17 protein-coding genes are annotated in these 22,217 nt (G+C 51.7%); 11 read left to right on the top strand and 6 right to left on the bottom strand.

Translation table 11 applies throughout. The features are described 5' to 3' along the window. The first annotated feature begins 24 nt into the window (after positions 1-24). The 3 genes from NST69_RS11355 (at position 25) to NST69_RS11365 (ending at position 4,196) form a co-directional block, all read left to right on the top strand. Positions 25-1,563: a DUF4173 domain-containing protein gene (locus NST69_RS11355; RefSeq protein WP_342549345.1), complete on the top strand. Its 1,539-nt coding sequence runs from the start codon at positions 25-27 to the stop codon at positions 1,561-1,563. A 64-nt stretch (positions 1,564-1,627) separates the two neighbouring features. Further along, positions 1,628-2,326, top strand: a complete 699-nt coding sequence (locus NST69_RS11360) for a cyclic nucleotide-binding domain-containing protein (protein WP_342477751.1) — start codon at positions 1,628-1,630, stop codon at positions 2,324-2,326. Positions 2,327-2,492: 166 nt separating this feature from the next. Next, positions 2,493-4,196, top strand: a complete 1,704-nt coding sequence (locus NST69_RS11365; protein ID WP_342549346.1) for a methyl-accepting chemotaxis protein — start codon at positions 2,493-2,495, stop codon at positions 4,194-4,196. 53 nt (positions 4,197-4,249) lie between these two features. On the opposite strand, the gene NST69_RS11370 is transcribed toward NST69_RS11365, so the two are convergent. Continuing rightward, positions 4,250-5,332 (bottom strand): nucleotidyltransferase domain-containing protein, encoded by a 1,083-nt coding sequence (locus tag NST69_RS11370; protein ID WP_342549347.1) that lies wholly within the window; start codon positions 5,330-5,332, stop codon positions 4,250-4,252. A 241-nt stretch (positions 5,333-5,573) separates the two neighbouring features. Here NST69_RS11370 and NST69_RS11375 point away from each other — a divergent pair, with 241 nt between their 5' ends. The 3 genes from NST69_RS11375 to NST69_RS11385 all read left to right on the top strand — a co-directional run bounded on the left by NST69_RS11375 (position 5,574) and on the right by NST69_RS11385 (position 11,629). Then, complete coding sequence (locus NST69_RS11375; RefSeq protein WP_342549348.1) at positions 5,574-9,470, top strand: discoidin domain-containing protein; 3,897 nt, start codon at positions 5,574-5,576, stop codon at positions 9,468-9,470. 199 nt (positions 9,471-9,669) lie between these two features. Continuing rightward, a complete protein-coding gene (gene cysK / locus NST69_RS11380; RefSeq protein ID WP_036729630.1) occupies positions 9,670-10,593 on the top strand; it encodes a cysteine synthase A in 924 nt (307 codons plus the stop codon). A gap of 19 nt (positions 10,594-10,612) precedes the next feature. After that, entirely contained in the window at positions 10,613-11,629 is a 1,017-nt protein-coding gene (locus NST69_RS11385; protein ID WP_342549349.1) for a hypothetical protein, read from the top strand. A gap of 29 nt (positions 11,630-11,658) precedes the next feature. Here NST69_RS11385 and NST69_RS11390 read toward each other — a convergent pair whose 3' ends face one another. From NST69_RS11390 to NST69_RS11405, 4 genes are all read right to left on the bottom strand, one after another. After that, positions 11,659-12,174 carry a VanZ family protein gene (locus NST69_RS11390; RefSeq protein ID WP_342549350.1) on the bottom strand — a complete coding sequence of 172 codons (516 nt, stop codon included), beginning with the start codon at positions 12,172-12,174 and terminating at the stop codon, positions 11,659-11,661. Positions 12,175-12,221: 47 nt separating this feature from the next. Then, positions 12,222-13,079: a M15 family metallopeptidase gene (locus NST69_RS11395; protein ID WP_342549351.1), complete on the bottom strand. Its 858-nt coding sequence runs from the start codon at positions 13,077-13,079 to the stop codon at positions 12,222-12,224. A gap of 180 nt (positions 13,080-13,259) precedes the next feature. Then, a complete protein-coding gene (locus tag NST69_RS11400) occupies positions 13,260-14,357 on the bottom strand; it encodes a HAMP domain-containing sensor histidine kinase (RefSeq protein ID WP_339313878.1) in 1,098 nt (365 codons plus the stop codon). Further along, complete coding sequence (locus NST69_RS11405) at positions 14,350-15,045, bottom strand: response regulator transcription factor (RefSeq protein ID WP_339255891.1); 696 nt, start codon at positions 15,043-15,045, stop codon at positions 14,350-14,352. The genes NST69_RS11400 and NST69_RS11405 overlap by 8 nt, the downstream gene beginning before the upstream one ends. 240 nt (positions 15,046-15,285) lie before the next feature. On the opposite strand from NST69_RS11405, the gene NST69_RS11410 reads away from it, so the two are divergent. The 3 genes from NST69_RS11410 to NST69_RS11420 all read left to right on the top strand — a co-directional run bounded on the left by NST69_RS11410 (position 15,286) and on the right by NST69_RS11420 (position 17,510). Next, positions 15,286-16,158, top strand: a complete 873-nt coding sequence (locus tag NST69_RS11410; protein WP_342549352.1) for a histidine kinase — start codon at positions 15,286-15,288, stop codon at positions 16,156-16,158. Then, complete coding sequence (locus tag NST69_RS11415) at positions 16,127-16,792, top strand: response regulator transcription factor (RefSeq protein WP_036729613.1); 666 nt, start codon at positions 16,127-16,129, stop codon at positions 16,790-16,792. The genes NST69_RS11410 and NST69_RS11415 overlap by 32 nt, the downstream gene beginning before the upstream one ends. A 67-nt stretch (positions 16,793-16,859) precedes the next feature. Next, a complete protein-coding gene (locus NST69_RS11420) occupies positions 16,860-17,510 on the top strand; it encodes a DUF1775 domain-containing protein (protein WP_342550153.1) in 651 nt (216 codons plus the stop codon). A 134-nt stretch (positions 17,511-17,644) separates the two neighbouring features. Here NST69_RS11420 and NST69_RS11425 read toward each other — a convergent pair whose 3' ends face one another. Next, complete coding sequence (locus tag NST69_RS11425; RefSeq protein WP_342549353.1) at positions 17,645-19,015, bottom strand: GBS Bsp-like repeat-containing protein; 1,371 nt, start codon at positions 19,013-19,015, stop codon at positions 17,645-17,647. A gap of 168 nt (positions 19,016-19,183) precedes the next feature. Between NST69_RS11425 and NST69_RS11430 the strand changes: the two genes are divergently transcribed. Together NST69_RS11430 and NST69_RS11435 are read left to right on the top strand one after the other, a co-directional pair. Continuing rightward, positions 19,184-20,611, top strand: a complete 1,428-nt coding sequence (locus NST69_RS11430; protein WP_342549354.1) for an FG-GAP-like repeat-containing protein — start codon at positions 19,184-19,186, stop codon at positions 20,609-20,611. Between the two features lie 59 nt (positions 20,612-20,670). Beyond that, positions 20,671-22,107, top strand: a complete 1,437-nt coding sequence (locus tag NST69_RS11435; protein ID WP_342549355.1) for a discoidin domain-containing protein — start codon at positions 20,671-20,673, stop codon at positions 22,105-22,107. Positions 22,108-22,217: the final 110 nt, after the last annotated feature.

A 22,217-nucleotide genomic window follows, 5' to 3' on the forward strand; every position in this document is an offset into this window, starting at 1 on the left:
AGTAAAAAGATGGGGGAATTTACCATGGACGAACAAACGGTATCCAAACCGGGGCTTGGGCGTGTAGCCTTACTGGCCGCATTTCTGCTTGCGATTGTGCATCAGTACCTGTTCTACGGCAAAATGCCGGGGATCTCATACCCGATTTTTGTGGTCTCATTTTATGCTTTTATGCTCTATTTCGCCAAGGAGCAGCTGCGCAAGCAGACCTGGTTCAGCTATGTTTGGATGGTGTCCATATTTCTGTTGTCCCTGACCTATATGCTGTTCGGCAACTGGTTTTTCTTTGCACTTAATATCGTTGTTATTCCGGTGCTCATTCTATTACATATGACGTATATGCTTAGTTACCGCAAGCCCGCCTGGAGCGGACTCGCATTGATCGGCGCGGCGCTTGAGCATCTGTTCCCGCAAAGTCTGCGCAACTGGGCCACGGCATTGAGGCTGCTGCGCCGGGGCAAAGGCGGGCTACCGAATGAACGCAAGCAAGTATTGATGCGGGTGCTGATCGGTCTGCTGATTTCCGTCCCGCTGCTGCTGATTGTGATCTCGCTGCTCTCTACGGCGGACGGAGTGTTCAGTCAGCTGCTGGAAGCACTCCCGGGGATTTTTGACAATATTTCACTGGGGGACTGGATCTTCCGGGGTCTGTGGGTTCTGCTGCTCGGGCTGGGCATGTTCGGCTTCGTCTGGGGGTTCGTACAGAGTAAATCCTATATCCGCACTCCTATGGTCAGTGAGTTTGATGCGATGGGGCAGAAGCTGGAAGCGGCTGAAGCAGGGGAGGAGGGTATCGGTCTTGATGACCCGGTCATTATCACTACCGTGCTGACCGCAATTAATGCGGTGTACATGCTGTTTGTGAGTGTCCAGTTCTCGTATCTCTTCGGGGCCTGGGACGGGATTCTGCCGGAGAATAGTACGTATGCGGACTATGCGCGGAGCGGTTTTCTGGAGCTGATTCTGGTCACATCCATTAACTTCGCGATCTTGCTGTTGTCCTTGCTGGCAGTGCGTAAAGCGGGCGGAATTCTGAAGCGGGTCATTCAGGTCCTGCTGTATATTCTGGTGTTATGCTCCATGGTCATGCTGTATTCTGCGTACTCGCGGCTGACTCTATATGAAGAGGCGTACGGTTACACCTACATCCGGTTCCTGGTGCATGCCTTCATGATCTTCCTCGGATTGCTGCTGGTGCTGGCGGCCGTGCGGATTAGCCGGGAACCCTTCCCGCTTCTAAAATGTTACATTGTGCTCGGCCTGCTCTCCTATGTGCTGATGAACTATATAGGGATGGATTATATCATTGCGAAGCAGAATATCCAGCGTTATGAAGCAAGCGGCACACTGGATGCCGGTTACCTGGCCGGACTCTCCGCAGATGTGGTTCCAGAGCTGATCGAATTCAGCAAGCAGGAGAAGGGGATTCTGGACGAGGCGCTGCGCAGCAGACTGTCTTACCGTACTCAGCCTAAGCAGAGCTGGCCATCATTCAATCTGGCGAATCACCGGGAGCGCAGAGCGCTTGCGGAGTATTTTGCAGGAGAAGTAATGCAGAAATAGCTTCCGGCCTCAGACTTGTGATACAGTAATTTCAGCAGAAATGACACAAGGAGAGAAGAAGCGCATGCAATCGATTATAAATCCGGAGGCGGTTCGAAGCCTTACCGAGCAGAATGGTCTCACAGCCATGTTCAGCAGCAGCGCCATTGCACAGATGGAGCTTCGGCGTTACGGCGGAGGGGAGGCAGTCTGCTCGGTTGGCGACCGGCTGGAGCATATGTTTTTCCTGATGCAGGGCAAGCTGAAGATTCATACGCTGCTGCCTAACGGCAAGTCGATGCTGGTCCGGTTCGCCCGGCCGATGTCAGTGATCGGGGATGTGGAGCTGCTGCGCCAGTATCCCGTCAAGAATGAGGTGGTCTCCGTAGGGGACAGCCTGCTGCTTGTCGCCGGAAGGAAGCTGCTGCTCCGGGAGATTGAAGACAATACAGCGCTGCTGCGTTTCCTGGTCGGAGAGCTGAGCCACAAAATGTACACGCTCGGCCAGACCTCAGCCATGAATGTGCTCTATCCGGTGGAGAACCGGTTCGCCAGCTATCTGATGTCGCTGTTCGCGGACAACACTGGCGCCCAGCGCGTTGAAGAGATTCGCACCTCCACGCTGACAGAGACCGCCGATCTGCTCGGCACCAGCTACCGGCATCTGAACCGGGTAGTGCGCCGCCTGATTGAAGATGGGATTATTGAACGCAGGAACGGCCGGCTGATTGTGCGGGATGAGGAGCGGCTGGCAAGGCTTGCGAACGGGAACCTGTATGATTGAACCGGAATTAAGGGACGTAATTCATAGAAACTCCATTCCTGCTTTTGGCAGGGGTGGAGGTTTTTTTGTGCTCCCGGCAGCGTATTTCAGTTTCATTTAAGAATGAAGATGTACGATACATAGAGGTTACACAGTAGAGCTTACATATCGAGTGGAGGTAGTTATCATGTTCAACAGACTTAGAGGAATCCGGGCCAAAATCATGTTTGGTTTCGCCGCTGTTATTATCGTGTTCATTCTCGCTATATTCGGCAGTACTATATTTCAGGCTAAGGTAACCATGCTTACAGAGCAGATCAACCGCAATTACAGCAAGCTGTCGATGGTACAGAAATTAACTGATGATATCCGGACGGCGGACGGTCTGGCCGCAAGGTATGTGATGAGTAATACCACAGAGGAGCGAACAGCCAATCTGACCGCTTATGAAGCCAAGATACCAGAGATTACAGCCTCAGTCGAAGAGCTTAAGGGAGCCGGCCTGAATGAAGCCGAGCTTGCAGGAATTCAGAATCTGGAGGGAGAATGGGACAATTATCTGACGGTGCTGGAGCAGGCTTTTGCCTTGGCTAAGGAAGGGAACTTCCCGCAAGCGCAGAAGTCGTTCACAAGCCTCTCCCTTACGACGATCATCGATTCACAGCTGGTGTTCGAGACGATGCTGCATGATGAAATTATGAAGGAACAGAGTCAGGCGGCAACCCACCGCAGCTCCTCTATGATTACCAGCATGGGGGTGACGGGATTATCGGTGGTACTGGCTCTGTTGATCGCATTCGTATTGTCTGCCCGGATACTGAAGCCGGTGAAAGATGTCAACAGGCAGCTTCAGGAGATTGCCGACGGCGATGCCGATCTAACCCGCAAGCTTAGTGTGCAGACGAAGGATGAGATCGGTGAGCTGGCCCGGAATTTCAATACAATGACCGATAATCTGGCAACGATGATCACCCAGGTGAAGCTATCCGCGAACGGTCTGGCGGCTTCTTCAGTGAAGCTGACCTCGGATAGCGGATTGACCGCCGAAACGACCGAGAAGATCTCCGGAATTATGGGTGAGGTCGCAAGTGGTGCGGGCATGCAGATGAATGACCTGCAGACTAACATGAACACCATTATTGAAATGTCGGACGGTATTCAGCTGATTGCTGCCAGTGTACAGGATATCTCGGAAGCTTCCTTGCGTTCTGCAGATTATGCGGTGGCCGGGGATCTATCCCTGCAATCTGCCGTCCGGCAGATGGATTCCATCAACGAATCCATTCAGTCCTTATCGGAAAAGGTTATGGGCTTCGTGAAGCGTTCACAGGACATTAGCAGCATTGTCGGGGTGATCAAGGGGATTGCCTCGGAGACGAATATGCTGGCACTGAATGCGACCATCGAAGCGGCCCGGGCCGGAGAACACGGCAGAGGATTTGCTGTGGTAGCCGATCAAGTGCGCAGACTGGCTGAGCAGTCCGCAGATTCCGCCAATCAGATTGCTGAAATGGCAACCGGTATCCAGGCCGATGCAGATCATGCAGTGAAGGTGATGAAGAACAGCATGAACGAAGTGCTGGGGGGAACCCGGATCATAGAAGAGGCCGGGCAGTCCTTCAATGCCATCCGCCATTCGATTGATTCACTAGCGGGACAGGTTCAGGAGGTATCCGGCGCGGTAGAAGAAATCACGGCAGCGACCGAAGAGATTGTAGACTCTATCCGTAACGTTACGCATATCTCGGAGACTACAGCGGCAAGTACACAGCAAGTATCCGCCGCATCACAAGAGCAGATGGCTTCAGTGGAACAGATCGCCTCTTCTGCCAGTGCACTCAGCATGCTGGCGCAAGGTCTGCAAGGTCTGGTAGCACGCTTCAATGTATAATTAGGCAAGCCCCCAACCTGAACGAAGGGAGGGGGCTTGATCTTGCTTATCTGTTACTTTTTCATATATTGCCGGTACAGCTCTTCACAAGTATCGTAACGCTGGGGCTGCCGGCCGACCCGCTGATATTCCTCCAGATAGTCATCCATTGCCTGGAGGAACCGGTCCTTGAACAGATCCAGATTACTTGCATCAAAATACTGCATGAGTTCGAACTTCCGGGTTCCCCGCGACGCGGTCATTTCATCCAGCAGACCCTGCGCTCCCATGGCGGCGTAGAAGGCGTAAGAAGCATCCTTACTTTCAGCGCTGGCAATGATCTTGTTGCGGTAGTTGCACCATAATTCCTCATAGGTGCCCGCCAGATTATCATAGGTAGGAACAGGCTGTTCCACATATTTCTGATACAGGGTGCTGTACAGATCGAGGATACTTTTGAGCAGAATGCCGGAGGTACTTCGGATCTCGTCCGTCATCATCGCGCAGATCACATTCATATAGATCGTCTCATAATTCTCAGGGAGGTAGCGGTAAGCTGCGGTGTCCTCCAGGTATCTTTTCAGCCCTCTTTTCAGATAAGTATTGTTCATATGCGTCAAAGCGTTCACCAGATTGTAGACCAACTCCGCTGAAGCCAGCCTAACGCCTCCCTTATCCTCTGTAAGACAAATATTCGCATATTCCTGCTTGGCCAGATCGATCCACTTCTTCGCCCGTTCCAGAGAATCGCGTCCCATGGGCTTCGCCAGAGCATCTAGCGCCCGTTGCTGGTAGCCTCTAAGCTTCTCCAGATCCTCAGGCTTGGCATAGTAGAGCACCTGTAAATCTATTAGAGAGGAGATCATCGGACTTTCAAGAGCGGCTTGTTCTTCGATCCGGGTCTCCCAAGGAGTGCAGTAGATATCATAACCGACATCCCCCAGAATGAAGCAGGACGAGATGCCCCAGCCTTGGTTGTTATTATTGATGATGATCAGATCCAGGTCGCTTTTCTCATGATAATCCCCGGTACAACAAGAGCCCGTAAGCCCGATCACCGCAATCTCCTCTGGATAATCCCGTTTGGCCCGCTCGATCACCATGTTGATCAATTTTTCGTTTTTGGATAATAGCTCCTGCCTGGTACTTTCATTCATAGCTGATTCCTCCTGCGCTGTGGCTTGTTGTTGTATTCATTGTAAAAGGATCTGCCGTCCGCGGGTATGCCGACTTCAGTTAGGTCCATTCTCTCCCTGAGCGCTCCGTATGTACGCACATACTTTTCATAGAATACGCCATCGACCTGAGCCAGGCTCTATCTTATATTATTACCATAATTTGTTTTATGAAAGCGCATACTCGAAGGTAGCACCATAATCTATGGGAGGTGGTTGTCAAATGATCAGCAGAACCAGGTCTTCGGTAGCAAGGACATTCCTGATGTACGGTCTGATGCTTGTGTTATGTGTGGGACAGCTCGCGTTATTTCCGGCAGTGGGGGCGGCGGCAGGCAATCTGGCTCAGGGCAAGACGATCAGCGCAAGCTCAGTCGGTGATGTGTATGTAGCAGCGAATGCTAATGACGGTAACCAGGGTACGTACTGGGAGAGTGCCAGCAATGCTTTTCCGCAATGGATCAAGGTGGATCTGGGTGCCAGCAGCAGTGTGAATCAGGTTGTACTGAAGCTGCCTGCAGGCTGGGAAGCCAGAACACAGACGCTGTCAGTGCAAGGCAGTACGGATGATGCGTCTTACAGCAATCTGGCGGCGTCTGCGGGGTATGCCTTCAATCCGGGCAGTGCGAACTCCGTCACCATCAACTTCACAGCTGCAACCGCCCGGTATGTCAAAATCAACTTCACGGGCAACACCGGCTGGCCCGCAGCACAGCTGTCGGAGATTGAGGTGTACGGCACCGCGGCCTCGCCACCCGGAACCTATGAAGCGGAGGCCGCCGCCTTATCCGGCGGGGCTAAGACGAATACTGATCACAGCGGCTATACCGGTGCTGCCTTCGTAGACGGCTACCTGACTCAGGGGGCAGCCACAACCTTCTCGGTAACGGCTCCGTCGGCAGGGAATTACAGCGCAGCCCTGAGGTATGCCAATGCCTCCGGCAGTACGAAGACGCTGAGTATCTACGTGAATGGCACGAAGGTCAAGCAGACCTCGCTTGCCAATCTCTCGAACTGGGATACCTGGTCGACACAGGCAGAGATTCTTGCCTTGAACGCCGGAACCAACACCATTGCTTACAAATATGATGCATCTGACTCCGGCAATGTGAATCTGGATCAGCTTGTGCTGAGCGCTTCCTCGACGCCGACGGCAACGGCTACGCCAGCTCCGACGGCTGTGCCGACCGCAGCCCCAACGGCTACGCCAACCGTAGCTCCAACGATCGCGCCGACCGTTGCACCGACGGCTACACCTACTGTAGCCCCAACGGCGACTCCGGCTCCGACGATCACGCCAACCGCCACCCCGAGCACGGGTCCCGGCTCGAATCTGGCGGTCAGCAAGGCTATCCATGCTTCTTCTTCCGTCTTCACCTTCGTCCCCTCCAATGCCAATGATGGAGATGTCACTACCTACTGGGAAGGAGCGGGCGGCAGCTACCCGAATACGCTGACTGTCAGCCTCGGCGCGAATGCCAATGTCACCTCGGTGGTCGTGAAGCTCAATCCGGCTGCCGCCTGGTCAACCCGTACCCAGACGATCCAGGTGCTGGGACATAACCAGTCCACAGGAACGTTCACCAGTCTGGTACCTGCGGCAGAGTATACGTTTAATCCGGCCAGCGGCAATTCAGTAACCATTCCGGTCACCGCTACAGTCAGTGAGCTGCAGCTGAGAATTACGGCGAATTCCGGTTCAGGCGCCGGACAGGTAGCCGAGCTACAGGTCATAGGCACACCGGCGGCGAATCCTGACCTGACGGTAACCGGAATGTCATGGAGTCCGTCCGCTCCGGTGGAGACAGATGCCCTTACGCTGAGTGCCAGCGTCAAGAATATCGGCTCAGCGGCTTCGGCCGCAACCACAGTCAGCTTCTATGTCGGAACCACCCTTGCCGGGACAGCCCCGGTGGGTGCGCTCGCCGCCGGAGCTTCCGCGAATGTATCCTTCAGCCTCGGAGCCAAGGATGCCGGAACCTATACGGTAAGCGCCAAGGTTGACGAGAACAACAATGTTATTGAGCTGAATGAGGGCAATAACAGCTATGCCCATCCTACGGGCCTTACTGTGAATCCGGTATCCAGCTCGGATCTGATTGCTTCTCCGGTAAGCTGGTCTCCCGGCAACCCGGCAGCAGGCAACACGGTCAGCTTCTCGGTAGCCATTAAGAATCAGGGGACGGCGGCCTCAGCCAGCGGTGCGCACAACATTACGCTGACCTTGACCGATGCTACGACAGGCGCAGTCCTCAGAACGTTGACTGGCTCCTATAATGGTGTCATTGCCGCCGGAAGTACTACCGCTCCTGTGGCTCTTGGGACCTGGACGGCTGTGAACGGCAAATATAATGTAAAAACAGAAATTGCCGTGGACGGCAACGAATTGGCGGTAAAGCGGGCCAATAACATCCAGAACCAGTCGCTCTACATCGGACGCGGGGCCAATATGCCTTACGACATGTATGAGGCGGAAGATGGCGTGATCGGCGGCGGAGCGGTCAAGCTGGCACCTAACCGGAATATCGGCGATCTGGCCGGTGAAGCTTCAGGCAGACGGGCCGTTACGCTGAATACCACAGGCAGCTATGTCGAATTCACGACCAAAGCCAGCACGAATACCCTGGTTACCCGGTTCTCTATTCCCGATGCTCCGGGTGGTGACGGCACGACAGCTACACTCAATATCTACGTCAATGGAGTGTTCAACAAGGCCATTACCTTGACCTCCAAATACGCCTGGCTGTATGGCTCGGAGGCCAGTCCCGGCAATTCGCCGAGTGCCGGATCCCCGCGCCACATCTATGACGAAGCGAATATCATGTTCGACAGCACGATTCCGGCAGGCAGCACGATCCGGCTGCAGAAGGATGCAGCCAATACTTCGCAATATGCGATAGACTTCGTGAGTCTGGAGCAGGTATCGCCAATAGCCAATCCTGACCCGTCCAAGTATACCGTTCCGCTTGGATTCACGCATCAGGATGTGCAGAATGCGCTGGATAAGGTCCGTATGGATACAACGGGTAATCTTGCGGGTGTCTATCTTCCTGCCGGAAACTATGAGACCTCGAATAAATTCCAGGTCTACGGCAAGGCAGCGAAGATCATCGGAGCCGGACCGTGGTATACCCGGTTCTACGCTCCGCTCAACCAGTCGAATACAGACATCGGCTTCCGGGCGACGGATTCAGCGAACGGCTCAACCTTCTCGGGGTTTGCTTACTTCGGCAACTATACTTCACGGATTGACGGCCCCGGCAAGGTGTTCGACTTCTCCAATGTGGCGAACATGACAATTGATAATATCTGGACGGAGCATCAGGTGTGTATGTACTGGGGCGCGAATACCGATTATATGGTCATTAAAAACTCGCGCATCCGCAATACCTTTGCCGACGGCATCAATATGACCAACGGCAGCACGAACAATCTCGTGTCTAACATCGAGGCCCGGGCAACCGGAGACGACAGCTTCGCCTTGTTCTCGGCGATCGATTCCGGCGGCTCCGACATGAAGGACAATGTCTATGAGAATCTGACGTCCATCCTGACCTGGCGGGCAGCCGGTCTTGCCGTGTACGGCGGGTATGCGAATACCTTCCGCAACATCTATATTGCGGATACTCTCTGCTACTCCGGGATCACGATCAGCTCGCTGGACTTCGGTTATCCGATGAACGGCTTCGGGGCATCACCGACGACGAACTTCCAGAATATCTCCGTCGTCCGCTCAGGCGGACATTTCTGGGGCGCACAGACCTTCCCGGCCATCTGGGTGTTCTCCGCTTCCAAGGTGTTCCAGGGCATCCGGGTCAGCGATGTGGACATCATCGACCCGACCTATCACGGAATTATGTTCCAGACGAACTATTCCGGCTCTACGCCGCAGTTCCCCGTAGCCGATACGATCTTCTCGAACATTACGATTTCCGGTGCCCTCAAGAGTGGTGACGCCTTCGACGCCAAATCCGGTGTCGGCATCTGGGCTAATGAATTGCCGGAGCCCGGCCAGGGGCCGGCGGTGGGCAGCGTGGTCTTCAACAACCTGAAGATTCTGAACACGGTAACGCCGATCAAAAACACAACCTCCACGTTCACGATAACGGTGAATCCTTAGAGGCACGTGAAGAGATCTCACTGAACCTGCACCGCTACCGCAGGTATCATTGAGCAGAAACAGAGCAGAAAGCCGTCTCCCGTTTTGTGGGAGGCGGCTTTTACTGCTGCACCTGATAATCGACAAATGCTATCCCGTAACTATACAATGGGTGTTATATCGTGCATAGGATAAGGACCGAAACAAAGGAGGCACACCCATGACGAAGCGGGTAGTCAATAATATTACAGAGCTGATTGGCGGCACGCCGGTTGTACGCTTGAACCGGGTAACCGGACCGGAGGACGCGGAGCTGTATGTGAAGCTGGAGATGTTCAATCCCAGCGGCAGCGTCAAGGACCGGGCGGCTTATAATCTGATTCGGCAGGCGGAACTGGACGGACGGCTGCAGCCGGGCGGGACGATTATCGAGCCGACCAGCGGGAATACCGGGATTGGACTGGCGATGAACGCGGCAGCGAAAGGGTATAAGGCGATCCTGATCATGCCGGATAATATGACGAAGGAACGGATCAATATCCTGAAAGCCTACGGGGCGGAAGTGGTGCTTACTCCGGCGGCGGAGCGGATGCCCGGTGCGATTGCCAAGGCGGTGGAGCTGGGACGGAAGATCCCTGGCAGCTTCATCCCGCAGCAGTTCGAGAATCAGGCGAACCCGGATATTCACCGCACCACCACCGCGCCGGAAATTCTGGAACAGATGGAAGGGAGGCTGGATGTCTTCGTTGCCACTTCCGGGACAGGCGGCACCATCACCGGAACCGGCGAGGCTCTGCGCGCACGACTGCCGGAGCTGCGCGTGGTTGTCGTGGAGCCGCAGGGTTCGCCGGTGCTGTCCGGCGGCCAGCCCGGGCCGCATAAGCTGGTGGGGACCAGCCCGGGCTTCGTGCCGGCGATTCTGAATACCAGCATTTACGATGAGATCGTGCAGGTATCCGATGAGGACGCCTTGGAGATGGTAAGAGAACTGGCCCGTACCGAGGGAATTCTGCTCGGACCTTCAGGCGGAGCCGCAGTCTGGACGGCCTTGCAGGAGGCGCAGCGCCTGGGACGGGGGAAGCGGGTGTTATGTATCGCGCCCGATACCGGGGAACGTTACCTCAGCATGGGGATTTTCGACTAAATTATATTGGAGGACCGTTATGAATCAAGCGAAGCACAGTTTCCGGCACAGGGTAAGAGCGGCCGGAAGTCTTATTTTTGCAGCAGCCATAGTCTTTAGCCTGACCGGGTGTGCCCGAACGAATAGCAATGACGCTGCCAGCAGTGCAGCAGCATCGGCCGGGCCGTCTACCGGCAGTCCATCGCCAGCTGCTCAGCAGACGGATAGCCCGCCAAGTGCGGTTCCGACAGCATCATCGTCAGCTACGGCTTCTCCAGCCCCGGCTGCCTTGCTCGACCCTGCCAAGCTGCAGCCAGTCTTCGGATTCGCGAGTGAGACCGGGAGTCATATCATGGTCACCAGGGAAGAGGAGGGCGCCGGGGAGCAGATGAAGTCCCTGAACACTGCCATCGGGAACGGAGGCCAGGTGCTGGCTGTGAAGCTGGAGAAATGGCAGACGGGTAACGAGAACAACAACGGACGGGAGCTGGCGAATAATATTCCGAATCTGTCCGGGTATCTGTTCAAGGTAGAGGGTGACGCAGCGATGCGGGATGAGACCTATGTTCTGGTTGATTCTGCGGTCTTTCCGCAGGCAGCCTTGCTGGAGCTTCAGCCCGCTGACCCGGCAGGCCCGCAGCTTGCGGCCGGTGATCCGCTTCGCAAGAGTATAGCAGCCGCCAAAGGACGGAAGATCCAGTCCGCCTGGAAGCTGGCCGGGCTGGGCCCGGACAGACAGCTCTATCTGGTGCAGTTTGTAAGACAAGATAAGGATATGCTGTTCAGCCTTGTGCTGGTGGAAGGCGGGAAGCTCAGCTTCAAGGACTATCCTTCGGAGATTACGGATAATGAATATTCAGTCTGGCGTGTCGATGATGGCGGTGAGGTGAATCCGCAGATGTTCTCCCTGCTGTTCGCAGCACATTCGGCAGACGGATTGCTGCTTGGGCTCAACTGGTGGGGAGCGGAGGGTGTGAACAGCTTTTTCCTGAAGCAGGAAGGCAATGGCTTCACAGAGCTAGCCATCGAATATGGCCGCTATATCTCTCCCTTGTGAGCAGGGCGAACGGACAGCAGGGCTCCCCGTCACTTCTGGGTGACGGAGGACCCTTGTCTGCCTGTCATATAGATCGTCAGGATTGGCCTCATCAGCATGTATCCCAGTATTCCGCCGAAGGTGTTCAACAGCAGATCATCCACATCAAACGTTCCAATATAGAAGACGGCCTGCGAGCATTCCAGAACCGCGCTTAACGCGAAGGACCATACCAGTACACCGGTGAAGGAGCCGCTGCCTCTTCCATTCGGGTTGAGCAGCACCAGGAAGATGCCATAAGGGATAAACAAGGCGATATTTCCCAAGAAATTAACGACGGTGCTAGTGCTGATATGGTGATAGGTGTTAGTCAAAGTGGCCAGCGGGATCAGATTTCCGCGTTGCAGACTGGCCGCAATATGGCCCGGGCTGTGCTGAAGCTGCTGCCATAGAAACGGGAGATCCATCGACCCGAATTTGAACAAAATGATTTTAAACAAAATATACACGTAGACGGTAAACAGTACCTGCAGACCGTACTTTGTCTGCTTGTGTGCCTGATTCATTTTACATCACCGCTTTCTGTAGATTGTACTGTTATATGGGTTAGTCATTAAGGATAGACCGTCATAATCACACCGTTCATATTGTCGCCGGAGAACTCAACGTGCTGGGCGTCAGGGGTAGGGACAGGAGTATTCCCGTTAATTTCGATATAGGAGATCTGATATTCAACCCCGTTAACGGTAGTGGCAATCGACTTCTGCTCCTTTAGGAATTCAAGATATTCTTCCAGCGTGAAGTTCTTGTCGCGCATAATCACACTGTGCGGAAGCCCTACATAACGGAAATGCCATGGCTCATACTTGATGCCGGTAATATCGGTCTTATCTTCGGGATAGCGCAGAATGAAGCCGTAGTCCCATGCATTGTCCCGTAGCCATTGCCCTTCGGGGGCACGGCTCATGGCCATTTGGGAGGAACCGATGTCAAGCGACAAGCCCAGGTTATGCTCGCTGTATCCGGGTGGAAGAGCGTAGTCGGCCCCTTTTTCATCGTATAGCTGCTGCTGCTTGTCATTGTCCCTATATCCGCTGCTGATCAGGAAGCTGTTGATGTCCTCCCCGGCTGCAGCATGTACCATCTCTGTGAATTTCTCCGCGACTTGCCTGGAGAGCAGTGTTTTGTGATCCAGCAGCAGGTAGCCGGAAGTCAGCTCCTCATGATCGAGCAGACGGACGATGTCCTGGCTGACTCCTGTATCGTGAACGGGGTAATCCTTGTTGACCAGCAGCAGGTTCCCTTGGTAGATTTGCTCTTTCGGGATAACCGTCAGATTCTTAGAGCTGTTATCTGCACTCATCTGTACCGTCTCTATATTCAGTTCATTCGTTGCGGTCTCCTGGTCCCTATCCATCCATTTCATTCCGAGCAGTCCAGCAATTACGATGATTACTAACCATTTCTTCATGTTCTCGTCCTCCTTGTTTCAATGACTTAAGCATAGAGGAGTGTGTTTAAATAGAAGTGGGGGAAAGATAAAGTTTTTCTTAAAAGATAAAACTAAAGCCGTTTCCACCTGAAGTGTCAACGCAAAAAACCGCCCTTCTAAATTCTAAAAGGACGGCAACACTGCTATAGCTGGACCAGACTAGTGGATCAGACCCGGCAGACGGACCTCGAAGACCGTGCGGATCGTGTCACTCTGTACGGAGATCGTCCCCTGATGCTGCTCGACGATATTTTTGGCAATGAACAACCCCAGTCCCGTACTGCCTTCCTGATGGGTCCGTGCCCGGTCACCTGTATAGAACATATCGAACAGAAAAGGCAGGTCCTCTGCCGGAATCCTATCTCCGTAATTCATGACCTGGACAACGATGGTCTCACCCTCCGGGTAGCAGCGGACATCGACATAACGGCCGTCTTTGCCGTAACGCACCGCATTGGTCAGCAGATTCTCGAACACCCTGGCCAGCAGTTCCCCGTCCCCGGTAATTTTGAGCTGTGGAGTGACTTGGGTGCGGGCCGTCAGCCCGTTGTTCTCCAGCAGAGGATACAATTCCTCGTTTAGCTGGACCAGTAGCTCGCTCAGATCCAGGGGGCGCTGCTCCACGGTAAGCATGCCGTAGTTCATCCGGGTAATCTCGAACAGCTCGTCGATCAGCTTTTCCAGCCGCTGTGATTTGGTGTAGGCAATCGTGGTGTAATGTTTCACTTGTTCAGCGGTTAACTCCCCGTCCTTCAGCACCAGATCCAGGTAGCCGAGCACAGAGGTCAGCGGAGTCCGCAGATCATGAGCCAGATTCAGCACCAGCTTGTCCTTGCTGTTCTCCGCGAAGTCCCCGCGTTCCACCGCTTCCTCCAGCTTATCCTTGGCCTGATTCAGATCAGCGGCAATATCCTCGAATTCATCGTTAGAATGGATTTGAATCCGGCTTTTGAAATCCCCGTTAGCCAGCAGGCGGATATGGTGCGAGATTTCTTTGAAATAGCGGGCATACGGCTTGGTGAACAGGAAGAAGAACAGCAGCGCCAGCGGGATGAAGAAGATCAGGAAGAAATTCAGGTCGCCGAAATCGGCAATCAGATAACGGAAGCGGGTCAGCTTGTCTTCATACTTCACCTGAGAGGTATAATACATTTGCAGGCTTTTGTAGAGTACAAAGGTAATAGCACCGGAGCAAATCATGCTGAGTACCAGCAGCGATATCATTTTGAAGCGGAAGCTGCGGACAAGTTTAGCCATTGAACGTGTACCCTACTCCCCAGATCGTTTTGATCCATGTATTTTTATTCTGGTCATCGCCGAGCTTTTTACGCAGGGTGCGGATATGGACCATCACGGTGTTCCCGCCTTCATAATAAGCCTCACCCCAGATTTGCTGAAAAAGCTGCTCGGCGCTGAATACTTTCTTCGGGTAGCTGGCGAGCAAATACAGGATATCGAATTCCTTCGGCGTCAGCTCCACGGGATGTCCGTACAAGGTCACGGAACGGCGGTCCGGATCGACGATCAGTCCCCCGGCTTCCACCACGGCCTTCTGCTCGGTAACCGGCTGGTTCAGCTTCATAGAACGTCTAAGCTGCGCGTTCACTCTGGCGACCAGCTCCATGGGATTGAACGGTTTGGTCATATAATCGTCGGCGCCGATGACAAGACCGGTGATTTTGTCTAGATCCGAAGTCTTGGCGCTCACAAAAATAATCGGCAGCCCATGCTGCTCCCGGATCTGCCGGGTCACCTCATACCCGTCCAGCCCGGGCATCATAATATCCAGAATCGCCAGGTCGATATGCCTGGACTGGATGACCTGCACTGCTGCCGGGCCGTTTGTAACCTTTATGGGGTGGTAGCCTTCTTTTTCCAAATGCAGTCCGATCAGATCGGCAATGTCGGGATCATCGTCGGCGATTAGAATCGTAATCCGTTTCATTTCAATATCTCTCCTGTATTGTCAGTATGAATGTATTCTTGATTAAATGTCATTCCTAGTGTAACCTATCGGATATTGTTTCGCTAACCGTTATGATAGGACGATGGGAGCTATGAAGAGAATGATTTAATTTTTAAATACTTAATTCTGTAACATATGCGGACGGGCATAGCCCTAAAGAGTCATGCCGGAGATCACCCGGAAATGGTAAAATAACGAACAGAAATTAAGGAGGGAACTGTGACGTATACCCGAATTAAAGTGCTTATTCTGCTGATTCCAACGGTCATGGTGGGTATCTGGGAGTGGGTGAGACATCAGTTCCTGATGCCGTACATCTCTATGGACACAGGCAACTTCTTAACACCTGTATTGGTATTTCTCTTCAGTATTATTCTGCTGCTGCCGCTCTTTCGCCTCATGGAGCGCAATCAGCGGGAGCTGGAGCAGGAGCGGGCGGCAACCGGAGCGATGGAAGCACGGGAGGCACTGGCAAAAGAGCTGCATGACGGCATGGCCCAGTCCCTGTTCCTGCTCTCTGTACGGATCGACCGGCTGGAGCACGGCCGCAAGGATGGCGGCATCAGCGCGGACAGTGTGGATCAGATCAAGAAGACCGTTCACGAGGTTAACCGTTATGTACGTCAGGCCATTGCCAATCTGAAGGTGCCGGTGAGCGGCGCGGAGAGCTTCTCGCTGGAGCGTTCTATCCATGAGCAGCTGGTGGCAATAGCCGGAGAAGTCATGATCGAGGTATCGCTGGATTGGCATCTGGAGGAGCAGGCACTGACACCGGCGGAACAGGCAGAGCTGTTGTCCTGCATTCGTGAAGCGATTATCAACGTGCGTAAGCACACACGTGCGGGCAAGGTATCCGTATCGGGCCAAGGGAATGTGCATGGCTGGCGTGTAACCATTGCAGATGATGGTGCTGGAATTGAGCATGACGATCCTTTTGCGGTGAACGGCAGCTATGGCTTGCAGATTATGAGGGAACGGTCCCGTAGTATGGGCTGGGCGCTTCAACTTCACTCAGGAGCGGACGGAACCACTGTAGAAATTGTAAAAGGGGGTGCGCAGGATGGAACGCTGCCGGGTGCTGATCGTCGATGATCATGCGCATGCACGCGAAGCGATGACCGAGATTGTGGGGCTGGATGAACGGTTTGAAGTGATTGGTGCGGTGGCCAGCGGAGCGGAGGCGATCGTCTGGACCGGGCAATGGATGCCGGATCTCATTCTGATCGATATCGAAATGCCGGGAATGGATGGTCTGGAGACCACGCGGCGCATTAAGCTGGAATACCCGTATGTCCGGATTGTCATCGTCACCGTGTCGGATGAGATCTCTTATCTGTTCGAAGCGCTTAAGCAGGGAGCGCAGGGGTACCTCCTGAAGAACCTGGCCCCGTCTACCTGGATCGAATATTTGCTGGCGATTGTAAGCGAAGAGGTGCCGCTGAGCCGGGAGCTGGCGTTCCAGATTCTAAAGGAGTTCGCGGTTACCTCCGTCAAGGAGGAGGGGGAGGCATTAACGGCGCGGGAGAAGGAGATACTGGGCTGTGTATCCTCCGGGTCCACCAATAAGGAGATTGCCGCCACCCTCGGGATCTCCGAGCATACGGTTAAGAATCACCTGAAGAACATTCTGCAGAAGCTTCAGCTTCAGAACCGCACGCAGCTCACAAGGTACGCCCTGGAGCAGGGGCTGGCTTCGCGGGAGCGGGATTTTCCGGGGAAGAGATAGAGCTTAAGATAGCGTGGACAGGCCCAATATCCATTATTAGAGAATAGGAGAGATTTCATTGAATAGAATGTTTCGCAAAATAGCAGCACTGGCCGCACCGGCCGCCGCCGCACTACTGTTGTTCGCAGCCGTGGCGAGTGCCCACGTAACCGTTAGTCCAGCCCAGTCCAGCACGGGGGCCTGGGAGACGTATACCCTGAAAGTACCGTCTGAAAAAGAAAGCGCCACCGTCCAGGTGGATCTGCGGATTCCGGCAGGCGCGGAATTTAAGCAATACGAAGCCACTCCCGGCTGGGAAGTAACGGTTGAGGGGAATAAGGTGAGCTGGATTGCGAAGGATGGCGGCATTCAGGCCGGACAGTTCCAGCGCTTCTACTTCACAGCCAAGAACCCGGACTCCGCAGGCGATATCGCCTGGGATGCCTATCAGCACTATGCGGATGGCAGCCTCGTGCAATGGTCCGGCGAACCCGGCTCGGAATCCCCGCATTCCATTACCGCCATCGCTGAAGCCTCCGGCAGCGCCGATGGCGGTCACGGCCACGGTGCCGCAGACATGTCCGGCAACGGCACCATGACCATGGACGAGCATCAGGCCATTGTGGAGAAGGAAGGCACCAGCACCGGCACCTCGCCGATGGTTTACATTACCCTCGGCATCTCGCTGGTCTCCTTCCTGCTGGCAGCGATCGCTTTGCTTCGGGGGCGCACGGAGTAGGCTGGAGGTAAGTGGCGGGTTAGGATAGATTGACTGGGATAGAGAGAACCCCGCAGCAGATGTAAATTCTGCTGCGGGGTTGTTTGTGGTTGGTATTAAGTGCTGTTTATCCAATGGCTGCTCAGATGAGAATATCATTTGATTACAATGGTTTTAACACCTATTCCAGAGCTATTTCCAAGAGGGTCAGTGGTATAGATGTGAGTTATATAAGTGCCAGTCTCGTAATTGTGTTCACTGAGAGGAATGGTAATCTTCCATGTTCCTGGTGATACTTTTTGTCCTCCGCTTTGTTTTATATCATCTTGACCATGTAACTCGGTCCAAGTATAGAAGGTAAGTTTAGAAATATCTTCACGTACGTTTTTTATTGTTATTTCGTATGAACCAGCCCTTGAGCTAACTGTATCTGGAATGATAATCGTATTGGTTTTAACAATGGTGGTAATCCCTCCAAAATACACACCATCAACCCAGACATCGTTATAGTACAACCCGGACTCATTATTATGCTTGTTCAAAGGAACGACAGCTTTCCAAATGCCATCGGAGACTTTCTCACCGGCTACCCAAGGAGAGGCTAGATCGTCATTACCATTGAAAGCCGTCCAAGTGGGGAAGGAAACATTTTTGGCGTCCTTTTTGACTCCATAGGCGTAGACTTCATACGAACTATCCAATAGATATACCTCAGAGGGAGCAATTACAGAGGAATGGACTTGAGTCTGAACACCGATTCCAGTGCTATTTCCGTATAAGTCAGTTGTATAGATATGGGTAGTATATATACCTGTCTCGAAAAAATGATCACTTAACGGAACCGTCATTTTCCATACTCCTGGCGATACTTTCTGCCCTTTATTTTGCTTCAAATCATCCTGACCATTGGCTTCAGTCCAAGTGTAGAAGGTCATATTAGTTATTGCTTCACTTACTCCTTCAACGATAATATCATAGGCTCCATCCTTAAAATTCACCTTCTCTGGAAGAGTAACCTTATTTCTTTTAACAACTGTAGTGGTTCCTCCAAAATATACACCATCAACCCAGACATCATTGTAGTACAATCCAGACTCCTGATTATGTTTGCTAAAAGGAACGACAGCTTTCCAAATACCATCCGAGACTTTTTCACCGGCTACCCAGGGAGAAGCTAAGTCATCATTACCATTAAAAGCCGTCCAAGTAGGAAAGGTAACGTTTTTGGCTTCCTTTTTAACCCCATAGGCGTATACCTCATAGGAGCTATCTAATAAAGTCGCTTCTGCGGGTGCTTGAACTACAGGTGTTTTAAGTTTGCTTTTAGAGGTGAGATTACCATTCATGTCATGTTTATAAATAATGACCGTTCCATCATCATAAGTCACACTGCTGAGCTGTCCTGTAGAACCTTTGTAATTATACTGAACTGCTAAAGACACATCGTTGTCCCATATCAAAAAAAGAAGCATTCCCAACACAAACATAATAAATTTTGAACGATATTTATTTACGATTACACCCATTTCTCTTAATCCCCCTAAATAAATTCTTAGAGGATTATAGCCTTTTCGGCAATCTCTGTAAATTAAAGAAGTCTCCATTCTGATAATGTGACTAAAACAGTACGCAATCGACAATATAAGTTTTATTTCGACAAAATACAACCGTTTAAATGTGCGGGGCGGTAAATTATGATGAGTGAGGAAGTCATTCAATTAAAGAGAGGGCTTAAAACTAACATGAACTTCAAAAAATGCAAAACTCTATTTCTGGTCATTACTATACTTTGTTCATTTATTATCAGTACAAATACTTCCGCAGCTGGAGCCCCCAATCTAAATAAGCATACTGGGTACCTCCCATGGAGCTGGACCACAACTAGCCGTATGATCGATGACAATAGTCAAATGTGGTTCGAGGATGTGAACGGGGATGGCAAGAAGGATCTGATCTCCAAAGGTGAGGCAGGGGCGTGGAATGCTGGAGTTGTCTACGTTGCCTTAAGCACCGGGACTGGATTTCAGCCATGGACGTGGAATTCTGGCTCCCGCATGATCGATGACCATAGCTCAATGTGGTTCGCTGATGTGAACGGGGATGGTAAGGCAGACCTAATCTCTAAAGGAGAACCTGGGGCATGGAATGCTGGGGTAGTGTACGTCTCTTTGAGCACTGGGAGCGGATACCAGCCATGGACCTGGAACTCTGGCATTCGGATGCTTGATGATCATAGTCCATTATGGCTTGAGGATGTCAACGGGGATGGAAGAGCAGATCTAATCTCAGTCGGACAGGCAGGTGCCTGGAATGAAGGATACATATACGTGTCATTAAGTACGGGCTCGGGTTTTCAGCCTTGGACCTGGACGTCTTCAATCAAAATGCTCAATCCACAAGATACAGCATGGTTTGCAGATGTGAATGGGGATGGTAAAGCAGATTTGATCGCAAAAGGGCATTCCGGAGCAATCAATGCGGGTCAGATGTATGTCTCTTTAAGTACTGGCAGCGGTTATAATCCATGGACCTGGACATCCGGGGCTCGAATGGTTAACGACAACGATGTTCAGTGGTTTGCTGATGTCAATGGTGACGGCAAAGCCGATATGATCTCCAAAGCTCAGCCTGGTGCAGCAAATTCCGGATATGTGTTCGTCTCATTGAGTAATGGAGCAGGCTATGCATACTGGACATGGAATAGCGGCAAACGGATGATCGACGACAGCGGAACCATGTGGTTCTCAGATATTAATGGAGACGGTAAGGCCGATATGATATCGGTTGGGAAAAATGTGGGTTATAACGATGGCTGGTTGTATGCATCCTTGAGTACTGGAAGTGGCTATCCTTACTGGACCTGGAACTCTGGCAGTAGAATGATTGATAGTGATGATTTATGGTTCAGCGATGTGAGTGGCGACGGAAGAGGGGACTTGATCATTAAGGGAAGCGGCCGGGAAGCAGGTTTTGTACGCGTTGCAGTCAGTACGGATTTTAATCAACTTCAGCATGAGTATAATGCAGCAGGCCAGCTTCTGCGTACTATCCTGCCAGACGGATCAACAATCCAATATACATATGATAAGAACGGTAATTTACTGAAAGTGGAGAAGAAATGATTTATATCTTTTATCTCGATGGTTCAAAAAACCTAATTTAAGAGAGGATAGAGATTGAAATGAAAGGCTATAAAATAATAGGTTTGATGTTTTTAATTCTTATTTTAACCTCCATCTCTGTGAATGCTGAATCATCTAATAATCTTAACACGACAATCTATCATTATGATTCTGGGGGGAGCAGACTAGATTACACAATAGATTCAAACAACAATAGTTTCTATTATGTATATGACCGTAACGGGAATCTCAAACGAAAGATTGCTTCTACAGGATACACTGTTTTTACTTCTTCTAGTATAGAGGGCTGGGAGCCTTACAAACTTAGGGACAACAATTCGGCAACAGTATGGTCAAGTGTAAATAGAGGTAACGAAGGCGATATGGAATGGGTAGCTGCTGACCTAGGCAAAAGTGGTATTGTAGGCGGAGTCGAATTAACTCCAAGGGGGAAGCTGTCTTTTCCGGTAAACTTCAAAATACAGTCTAGTGACGACGCAGTGGCTTGGACAGATCTCCCTGGTCAGACCTACAGCAATTTTGTCAATGACGGTTCGACTCATTCTTTTCAGTTTGAAGCACCGGTAATTGCAAGATACATAAGAGTATATGCCACGAAGTTGGGAAAGGACGATAACGGACAATTTTATTTCCAGCTTGCTGAAATTAAGATTAAGCCTTCTACGGTTGCGACTTCATCCACAACTGGGGGATGGCCTGCGTCCAGACTGGTAGATCAGAATGCTACAACAACCTGGTCAAGCATAGCGCGATATCCGGCTGAGAGTACAGAATGGATCGTCTTAGATTCTGGGAGCATACAGATGATAGGAGGAGTTGAGCTATATCCAAGGGGAACATTGGGCTTTCCGGTTGACTTTAAAATACAGAGCAGTAGCGATGCTAAGACTTGGACAGATGTCCCGGGGCAGTCCTACACAGGATATGTCAACAATGGATCTGTTCAATCCTTTAACTTTGATGCCCCTGTTATTGACCGCTATGTGAGAATTTACGCAACCAAACTTGGGACAGATGATAATGGAGGATACTATTTTCAGCTTGCTGAGATTAAGGTCTATTTGTCAAATGTAGCAGCTTCTTCTGCAATAAGTGGCTGGTCCGCATCTAGAGTGGTAGACCAAAACACTTCAACCATGTGGTCAAGTATTGCGCGCTATCCGTCAACAAGTACAGAGTGGGTAGCTGTAGATTCCGGTATGCTCCAAAAAATTGCTGGCATTCAACTGATTCCAAGAGCAACATTGGGCTTTCCGGTCGATTTTAAAATACAGAGCAGCGTAGACGGTAAAGTTTGGACAGACGTAAAGGGACAGTCTTACACCGGCTATGTTAACAATGGGAATATTAAAACGTTCACCTTCAATGCTCCCATCTTGGCACGGTATGTACGTGTATATGCGACCAAACTGGGTACCGATGATAACGGAGGTTTTTATTTTCAACTTAGTGAGTTCGGGATCAATAAATCCTAACAATACTAATCTCAGAGAATTACTTCGGCTACTCTGTGGGTCTTTCAGATATTCTCTCTGTTGTTTTTAACTGATGGTATTGAAATATAGTGAGTAATGGAGCGTGAAAT

This window comes from Paenibacillus sp. FSL P2-0089 (genome assembly GCF_038595095.1).
GTDB lineage: Bacteria > Bacillota > Bacilli > Paenibacillales > Paenibacillaceae > Paenibacillus_AQ > Paenibacillus_AQ silagei.

Coding starts and splice junctions, on each gene's coding strand:
- NST69_RS11390 (WP_342549350.1), bottom strand. CDS start 12,174: ATGAATCAGGCACACAAGCAGACAAAGTACGGTCTGCAGGTACTGTTT.
- NST69_RS11400 (WP_339313878.1), bottom strand. CDS start 14,357: ATGGCTAAACTTGTCCGCAGCTTCCGCTTCAAAATGATATCGCTGCTG.
- NST69_RS11420 (WP_342550153.1), top strand. CDS start 16,860: ATGTTTCGCAAAATAGCAGCACTGGCCGCACCGGCCGCCGCCGCACTA.
- cysK (WP_036729630.1), top strand. CDS start 9,670: ATGACGAAGCGGGTAGTCAATAATATTACAGAGCTGATTGGCGGCACG.
- NST69_RS11375 (WP_342549348.1), top strand. CDS start 5,574: ATGATCAGCAGAACCAGGTCTTCGGTAGCAAGGACATTCCTGATGTAC.
- NST69_RS11415 (WP_036729613.1), top strand. CDS start 16,127: ATGGAACGCTGCCGGGTGCTGATCGTCGATGATCATGCGCATGCACGC.
- NST69_RS11385 (WP_342549349.1), top strand. CDS start 10,613: ATGAATCAAGCGAAGCACAGTTTCCGGCACAGGGTAAGAGCGGCCGGA.
- NST69_RS11365 (WP_342549346.1), top strand. CDS start 2,493: ATGTTCAACAGACTTAGAGGAATCCGGGCCAAAATCATGTTTGGTTTC.
- NST69_RS11370 (WP_342549347.1), bottom strand. CDS start 5,332: ATGAATGAAAGTACCAGGCAGGAGCTATTATCCAAAAACGAAAAATTG.
- NST69_RS11425 (WP_342549353.1), bottom strand. CDS start 19,015: ATGGGTGTAATCGTAAATAAATATCGTTCAAAATTTATTATGTTTGTG.
- NST69_RS11405 (WP_339255891.1), bottom strand. CDS start 15,045: ATGAAACGGATTACGATTCTAATCGCCGACGATGATCCCGACATTGCC.
- NST69_RS11360 (WP_342477751.1), top strand. CDS start 1,628: ATGCAATCGATTATAAATCCGGAGGCGGTTCGAAGCCTTACCGAGCAG.
- NST69_RS11435 (WP_342549355.1), top strand. CDS start 20,671: ATGAAAGGCTATAAAATAATAGGTTTGATGTTTTTAATTCTTATTTTA.
- NST69_RS11430 (WP_342549354.1), top strand. CDS start 19,184: ATGATGAGTGAGGAAGTCATTCAATTAAAGAGAGGGCTTAAAACTAAC.
- NST69_RS11395 (WP_342549351.1), bottom strand. CDS start 13,079: ATGAAGAAATGGTTAGTAATCATCGTAATTGCTGGACTGCTCGGAATG.
- NST69_RS11355 (WP_342549345.1), top strand. CDS start 25: ATGGACGAACAAACGGTATCCAAACCGGGGCTTGGGCGTGTAGCCTTA.